This window comes from Methylibium sp. T29 (assembly GCF_000576205.1).
Classification (GTDB): Bacteria; Pseudomonadota; Gammaproteobacteria; order Burkholderiales; family Burkholderiaceae_C; genus Methylibium; species Methylibium petroleiphilum.
Window position 1 is genome coordinate 1 of record NZ_AZND01000182.1, and the last position, 6908, is coordinate 6908.

The 6908-nt window shown below is 69.9% G+C and carries 7 protein-coding genes and 1 pseudogene; 4 read left to right on the forward strand and 4 right to left on the reverse strand.

The features are described 5' to 3' along the window. Window positions 1–116: 116 nt before the first annotated feature. Entirely contained in the window at window positions 117–1007 is an 891-nt protein-coding gene (locus x551_RS16625) for an alpha/beta hydrolase (protein WP_011829176.1), read from the reverse strand. 50 nt (window positions 1008–1057) lie between these two features. Here x551_RS16625 and x551_RS16630 point away from each other — a divergent pair. After that, window positions 1058–1839 (forward strand): annotated as a pseudogene (locus x551_RS16630) (3-hydroxybutyrate dehydrogenase). Between the two features lie 106 nt (window positions 1840–1945). Here the strand turns inward: x551_RS16630 and x551_RS16635 are convergent. Next, window positions 1946–2680 carry an SIMPL domain-containing protein gene (locus x551_RS16635; protein WP_310732275.1) on the reverse strand — a complete coding sequence of 245 codons (735 nt, stop codon included), beginning with the start codon at window positions 2678–2680 and terminating at the stop codon, window positions 1946–1948. A gap of 208 nt (window positions 2681–2888) precedes the next feature. Here x551_RS16635 and ompR point away from each other — a divergent pair, with 208 nt between their 5' ends. The 3 genes from ompR (at window position 2889) to ppk2 (ending at window position 6153) form a co-directional block, all read left to right on the forward strand. Beyond that, entirely contained in the window at window positions 2889–3626 is a 738-nt protein-coding gene (gene ompR / locus x551_RS16640) for a two-component system response regulator OmpR (protein ID WP_036235230.1), read from the forward strand. A 195-nt stretch (window positions 3627–3821) separates the two neighbouring features. After that, window positions 3822–5126 (forward strand): sensor histidine kinase, encoded by a 1305-nt coding sequence (locus tag x551_RS16645; RefSeq protein WP_011829172.1) that lies wholly within the window; start codon window positions 3822–3824, stop codon window positions 5124–5126. 91 nt (window positions 5127–5217) lie between these two features. Next, entirely contained in the window at window positions 5218–6153 is a 936-nt protein-coding gene (gene ppk2 / locus x551_RS16650) for a polyphosphate kinase 2 (protein ID WP_036235232.1), read from the forward strand. A 12-nt stretch (window positions 6154–6165) separates the two neighbouring features. Here ppk2 and ispF read toward each other — a convergent pair whose 3' ends face one another. Together ispF and x551_RS16660 are read right to left on the reverse strand one after the other, a co-directional pair. Beyond that, window positions 6166–6606, reverse strand: coding sequence for a 2-C-methyl-D-erythritol 2,4-cyclodiphosphate synthase (gene ispF, locus x551_RS16655; protein ID WP_036235234.1), 441 nt, complete (start codon window positions 6604–6606; stop codon window positions 6166–6168). A 46-nt stretch (window positions 6607–6652) separates the two neighbouring features. Continuing rightward, window positions 6653–6908, reverse strand: a 256-nt coding sequence (locus x551_RS16660; RefSeq protein WP_036249627.1) for a 2-C-methyl-D-erythritol 4-phosphate cytidylyltransferase, incomplete at its 5' end; no start/stop codon positions are given.

Below are 6908 nucleotides of genomic sequence, written 5' to 3' on the forward strand. Positions count from 1 at the left end.
CTGCGACGCGGCATCGCCGGCCGGCTGGCCGGGCGCCAGGGCCTCCTCGCCGGCCACGTCGCCAGCGAGCAGCACGATGGGCGCGGTCTCGAGGGCCGCGTCCGCGGGCACGGTCTTCATGGCGAGGCGAGGAACTCCTGCACCAGTGCCACCTGGTCGGCGGCCACCAGCGTGGGCGCGTGCCCGACGCCGGCCAGCTCCACCAGGCGCGCCTTCGGTCCCCGCTGCGTCATCGCCAGTGCGGTCTCGTGCGAGAGCAGGTCGGACTCGGCACCACGCAGCACCAGCGTCGGGCAGCGCAAGCTGTCGTAGCGCTGCCACAGCATCGCTTCGCCGGCCGCCGCCAGCGCCGGCGTGACGGCCTTGAACGGCAGGCCGATGCGCGGGTCGTAATGCGAAACGAAGCCCTCGCCCTGCGCGTCCTGCACCGGCTTGAGCTGTGGCTTCGTCAGTGCCAGCCACTGCTCGCGGCTGTGCGGCCCGAAGCCCTTGGAGATGCTCCACAGGTAGTCGGCCGCCTCGTCGAGGCTGGCATAGCGCTTGGGCAGCCCGACATAGGTGCCGATGCGCTGGATCGCGTCGGCGCCCAGCGCCGGCCCCACGTCGTTGAGCAGCAGGCGACGCACCAGCGTGCCGCCGGCGCCATCGCGCAGCGAGGCCACGCCCAGGCCGATCAGGCCGCCCATCGAGGTGCCGACCCAATCGACCTGCGGGGCGCCGATGCGCGCCAGCAGCGCCACCATGTCGGCCACGTAGGCGGGCACCTGGTAGCCCGCCGGATCGGCCAGCCAGTCGGAACGGCCGCGGCCCGCCACGTCGGGGCAGACAACGCGGTAGTCGGCCGCCAGCGCCCGGGCCAGGGTGTCGAAGTCGCGCCCCTGGCGCGTGAGGCCGTGCACGCAGACGACGACCCGCGGGTTGTCGCGTTCGCCCCACTCCCAATAGGCCATGCGGTGCAGGCCCTGGGTGTCCAGGCACGGAACAAAGTCGAGTCGCGGTTCGGTCATAGGGTTTCCTCTCGATAATGATCCTACCCAACGCAAGGAGCACCCGGAGCATGTTGAACAGCAAGACCGCACTCGTCACCGGCTCGACCAGCGGTATCGGCCTCGGCATCGCGATCGTCCTGGCGCGCCAGGGCGCGAACATCATCCTCAACGGCTTCGGCGACAGCGAGGCACCGAAGGCGGAGGTGCTGGCGGCCGGCAAGGCCCACGGCATCAAGGTGGGCTACCACGGCGCCGACATGAGCAAGGCAGCCGAGATCGAGGCCCTGATGGCCTACGCGGCGGCCGATTTCGGCGGCGTCGACATCCTGGTCAACAACGCCGGCATCCAGCACGTGGCCAACGTCGAGGACTTCCCCGTCGCCAAGTGGGACGCGATCATCGCGATCAACCTGAGCTCGGCCTTCCACACCACGCGCCTGGCGATCCCGCAGATGCGCAGGAAGAACTGGGGCCGCGTGCTCAACATCGCCTCAGCCCACGGCCTGGTGGCCTCGGCCGGCAAGAGCGCCTACGTGGCCGCCAAGCACGGCTGGTGGGCTTCACCAAGTCGATCGCGCTCGAGACCGCGACCACCGGCATCACCGTCAACGCGATCTGCCCGGGCTGGGTGTTGACGCCTCTGGTGCAGAAGCAGATCGACGACCGCTCGGCCCGCGAGGGCATTCCGGTCTCGCAGGCCGAGAAGGAGCTGCTGGGCGAGAAACAGCCTTCGCTGCAATTCACCACGCCCGAGCAGTTGGGCGAGCTGGCCGTCTTCCTGTGTTCGGACGCCGCGTCCAACGTGAAGGGCCAGGCGTGGGCGATGGACGGTGGGTGGACGGCGCAGTAGAGCGCGGAGCGAAGGCCGAGGGGCCCCTTCAAGGGGATCGGCCAGCGCAGCAATCGGCGAGGGCGCGGGCTCGACGCCCGCAACCGAGTGACCGCCTGTCAGCGAGCTACCGCGTCAGCTGCACGCTCCCGCTCACCGTCGCGCTGATCGTGCCCTTGCCCGGCTCCACCGGCACCGGCGCGTCCGAGGCCATCGACATCTCGTTCTTGGCGCGGTAGAGCACCGGGCGCGGCCCGCCGCCGCTGTCGGCCGTCTGCACGTTCACCTCGCGCAGCGCATAGCCGGCGTAGCCGAACTGCCGGGCCAGCTCGGTGGCCTTGGCACGGTACTTCTGGATCGCCTGGCCGGTAACCTCGCTCTCGTGCTTCTCGGCCAGCTCGCGCGAGATGCTGTAGCCGACGCTGCTGATGTTCATGCCGGTCAGGCGACCGGCGGTCTGCGCCACGCGTTCGCTGTCCTTGCCTTCCAGCACCAGCTCGGCCTGGCCCTGCCAGCCGCTGATGCGGCCGTCCTTGCCGTAGCGCGGGTAGAGCGAGAAGTTGCCGGTGCGCACGTCCAGCGCGCCGGGCTGGGCAGCCTTCTTCGCTTCCGTCAGCGCCGCGTCGAGCAGCTTCTTCAGCTGCGCCTGCACGGCCGCGGCGTCGTTGCCGTCGCGCACCGCCTGCAGCGTGATGCCGAGCAGGTCCTTGGTGACCTCGATGCTCGCGGTGGTGGTGAAGCTGACGAGGTTCTCGCGCGGCGGCGCGTCGGCCGCATGCGCGGCCGGTAACGCAAGCGCCAGCGCGGCGACGGCCAGGGCGGCGCTCGGGCTCGGGCGCCGGCGCATCAATCGATCGATCACGGAGAGTCCTTTCAGGGCGAAGAGTGGGCGCGGCCCGGCGGCTGCACGGGCGCATCGACGCCACTGTGGCACAGCATCGACGGCTTGCTCGCAACCCCGCTTGCGCCCTCGATTCGGCAAGGCGCAAGATATGTAACAGCGGGAAAACCGGCCCGTTTCACTCGGTTTCGTTGCGCACAATGCCGCTGTTACAAATGCAGGAGAGCGTATGAATGCAACCGCCAACAGCCAACGTCCGGACCGCATCGTCGTCGTCGACGACGATGCCCGCATCCGCGACCTGCTGCGCCGCTACCTGACGCAGGAAGGCTTCGAGGTGCTGCTGGCCGAAGATGCCAAGGCGCTCAACCGCGTGATGACACGCGACACCATCGACCTGATCGTGCTCGACCTCATGCTGCCCGGCGAGGACGGCCTGTCCATCTGCCGCCGGCTGCGCGCCAACAACGACACCACGCCGATCATCATGCTGACGGCCAAGGTGGAGGACGTGGACCGCATCGTCGGTCTCGAGGTGGGCGCCGACGACTACCTGCCCAAGCCCTTCAACCCGCGGGAGCTGCTGGCGCGCATCAACGCCGTGCTGCGCCGCCGCCCCACGCTGGAAGCCCCCGGCGCGCCGGCCAAGGAGGCACAGACCGTCAGCTTCGGCCCGTTCGAATTCGACCTGGCGCTGCGCCGCCTGACCAAGGACGGCGAGCAGATCGCGCTGACCACCGGCGAGTTCTCCATGTTGAAGGCGCTGGTGCGCCACCCGCGCCAGCCGCTGTCGCGCGACAAGCTGGCGCAACTGGCCCGTGGCCGCGAGTTCGAGCCCTTCGACCGCAGTCTCGACGTCCAGATCTCCCGCCTGCGCAAGATGATCGAGCCCGACCCGGCCCAGCCCCGCTACATCCAGACCGTGTGGGGCGTGGGCTACGTGTTCGTGCCGGACGGCGCAGCTTGAAGCACCGCACACTCGCCGTCTCCCGACCCCTGGTGAGCGCTGGCCATGGTTGACCCGCTCATCTCGAATGAACGGGTGAGGCGGGCCTCGCGCGGCACCGCGCGGGCACCCCAGCCACACCGCGCGCGGCCGTCGGCGGAGCGCGCAGCAGCGGAAGCGGCGGCGGACGAATGGCACCTGCTGCCGCGTTTCGCGATGACGCTGTTCTGGCGCACCTTCATCCTGCTGGCACTGCTGCTGTGCGGCGGCATCTTCGCGTGGATGCAGACCTTCCGCGCGCTGGAGTTCGAGCCGCGCGCGGTGCAGGCGGCGCGCCAGATCGCCAGCCTGGTGAACCTGTCGCGCGCCGCGATGCGCTACGCCGACGCGATCAACCGCGTGACGCTGGTCAAGACGATGAGCGACCAGGAGTCGGTCAAGATCGTGCCGCGCGAGCCCAAGGACAAGTACGAGCCCTTCGAGGTCGACCGCTTCAGCCGTGCCGTGGGGCAGGAGCTGCGCTCCCGGCTCGGGCCCGACACGCTGGTCGCCAACAGCGTCAACGGCGTCTCGGGCCTGTGGGTCGGCTTCAACATCGAGCACGATCCCTACTGGCTGCAGGCCGACCCGAAGCGCGTGGAGGCCGTGGCCGGCAGCACCTATTTCGTCTGGACCAGCATCGCGCTGATCGCCACGCTGCTGGCGTCGGCGGTGATCGCCGGGCTGATCAACCGGCCGCTGAAGGAACTGTCGTTCGCGGCCAGTCGCATCCGCGACGGCGAGTTCGAATCGCGCCTCGACGAACAGACCATGACCAGCGAGATCCGCGAGGTCAACATGGGCTTCAACCGCATGGCGCGCGAGCTGGCCAAGGTGGAGGAAGACCGCGCGGTCATGCTGGCCGGCATCAGCCACGACCTGCGCACGCCTCTGGCTCGCATGCGGCTGGAAGCCGAGATGAGCGTCGTCGACGAGGAGGCCAAGCGCAACATGGCGGCCGACATCGACCAGCTCGACGCCATCATCGACAAGTTCATGGACTACGCGCGACCCGGCGAGGTGAAGCTGGTGCCGGTGCACCTGAGCAGCGTGGTCGACCGCGAGATCTCGGCCTTCCGCGACCCGACGCAGATCCGCATCGAGTCGCGCGTGGCGATCGACACCCGCGTGATGGCCGACGACACCGAACTCGGCCGGGTGCTCGGCAACCTGTTCGAGAACGCCCGCCGCTACGGCCGCTCCACCGACGGCATCGCCTACGTGGTGGTCAGCTACGCGCGCACCGGACCGTGGGTGATCGTCAGCGTGCGCGACCACGGGCCGGGCGTGCCGCCGCAGAAGCTCACGCAGCTGACCACGCCGTTCTACCGTGGCGACGCGGCCCGCACCGCCGCCACCGGTGCCGGGCTGGGGCTGGCCATCGTCGAGAAGGCGGTGCAGCGCATGGGCGGCAGCTTCGAGATCGCCAATGCGGCCGACGGCGGCTTCGTGGCGCACATCCGGCTGAAGCGGGCGCCCTAGGGCCACCGGCCCGTCACGAAACGGTCACGCGAACCGGGCACGCTCGGGCGGGACGCCTGCGTCCTCCCGCAACCCCTCGCCTGCCCCGCCCATGAGCCTGAACGACCGGACCGACCACGACGACGACGACCTGCTGCAGCGCCTCCACCGCGATCTCGTCGACAGCTACGACGAAGAGCTCGAGATGGAGATCGACGACCGCGACCTCGTGTCGCCGTCCCGCGCGCCGAGCGATGCCGAGCGCGAGGCCCAGCGCCTGGAGCGCAGCCGCTACTTCCGCGAGCTGCTGCGCCTGCAGAGCGAGCTGGTGAAGCTGCAGGACTGGGTGGCCGCCACCAGGCACCGCGTCGTCATCCTGTTCGAAGGGCGCGACTCGGCCGGCAAGGGTGGCGCCATCAAGCGCATCACGCAGCGGCTCAACCCGCGGGTATGCCGTGTGGTCGCGCTGCCGGCACCCAACGACCGCGAGCGCACGCAGTGGTACTTCCAGCGCTATGTGTCGCACCTGCCGGCCGGCGGCGAGATCGTCCTGTTCGACCGCAGCTGGTACAACCGCGCCGGCGTCGAGAAGGTCATGGGCTTCTGCAGCGAGGCCGACGTCGAAGAGTTCTTCCGCTCGGTGCCGGAGTTCGAGAAGATGCTGGTGCGCTCGGGCATCCAGCTGATCAAGTACTGGTTCTCGATCACCGACGAGGAGCAGCACCTGCGCTTCCTCGGCCGCATCCACGACCCGCTGAAGCAGTGGAAGCTCAGCCCGATGGACCTGGAATCGCGCCGCCGCTGGGAGGAGTACACCAAGGCCAAGGAAACGATGCTGGAACGCACCCACATCCCCGAGGCGCCCTGGTGGGTGGTGCAGGCGGTGGACAAGAAGCGCGCGCGGCTCAACTGCATCGCCCACCTGCTGGGCCAGATGCCCTACCACGAGGTCGAACGTCCCACGGTCACGCTGCCCGAGCGCGTGCGGCACGCGGACTACCTGCGCCACCCGGTGCCCGAGCACATGATCGTGCCCGAGATCTACTGAACCCCCGGCCGTTCAGGCCGGCAGCAGCAGGCACACGGCGCGCGCCTCGATGGCCTCGCCGCGGCCCACCGGGCCCATCTTCTCGGCCGTCTTCGCCTTCACGTTGACCTGCGACGCCGCCACGCCCAGACAGGCGGCGATGCGCTCGACCATCGCCGGGATGTGCTGCGCCATCTTCGGCGCCTGCGCGACGATGGTCGCGTCGACGTTGCCCACCACCCAGCCCGCCTCGCGCACCCGCTTCGCCGCCTCGGCCAGCAGCACGCCCGAGTCGGCGCCGGCGAAGCGCGCGTCGGTGTCGGGGAAGTGGCGGCCGATGTCGCCCAGCGCCGCGGCCCCGAGCAGCGCGTCGGTGATCGCGTGCAGCAGCGCGTCGGCATCGGAGTGACCGAGCAGACCGTGGCTGTGCGGAATGTCGACGCCACCGAGGACGAGCTTGCGGCCGGTGACCAGCGCATGCGTGTCCCAGCCTCGCCGATGCGGAACGGAACGGGGTTCATCAGCGTGTCCTCAGCAGTCGTTCAGCCAGCGAAAAATCAGCCGGCCAGGTGAGCTTGAAATTCTCCAGCGATCCCGGCACCAGCCGCGGCGCGTGGCCCAGCGCCTCGATCGCGCTCGCTTCGTCGGTGACGGCGTCGCCGGCGGCGCGCAGCGCCTCGCGCAGCAGGCCCAGACGGAACATCTGCGGCGTCTGCGCCTGCCACATCGCGCGCCGCTCGACGGTGGCCGAGACGCGGCCCTCGCCGGGGCCGGCG

Excerpts from the sequence above, each read along its gene's own strand:
- x551_RS16645 (WP_011829172.1), top strand. The coding sequence starts at position 3,822 with ATGACGCTGTTCTGGCGCACCTTCATCCTGCTGGCACTGCTGCTGTGC.
- ppk2 (WP_036235232.1), top strand. The coding sequence starts at position 5,218 with ATGAGCCTGAACGACCGGACCGACCACGACGACGACGACCTGCTGCAG.
- ompR (WP_036235230.1), top strand. The coding sequence starts at position 2,889 with ATGAATGCAACCGCCAACAGCCAACGTCCGGACCGCATCGTCGTCGTC.
- x551_RS16625 (WP_011829176.1), bottom strand. The coding sequence starts at position 1,007 with ATGACCGAACCGCGACTCGACTTTGTTCCGTGCCTGGACACCCAGGGC.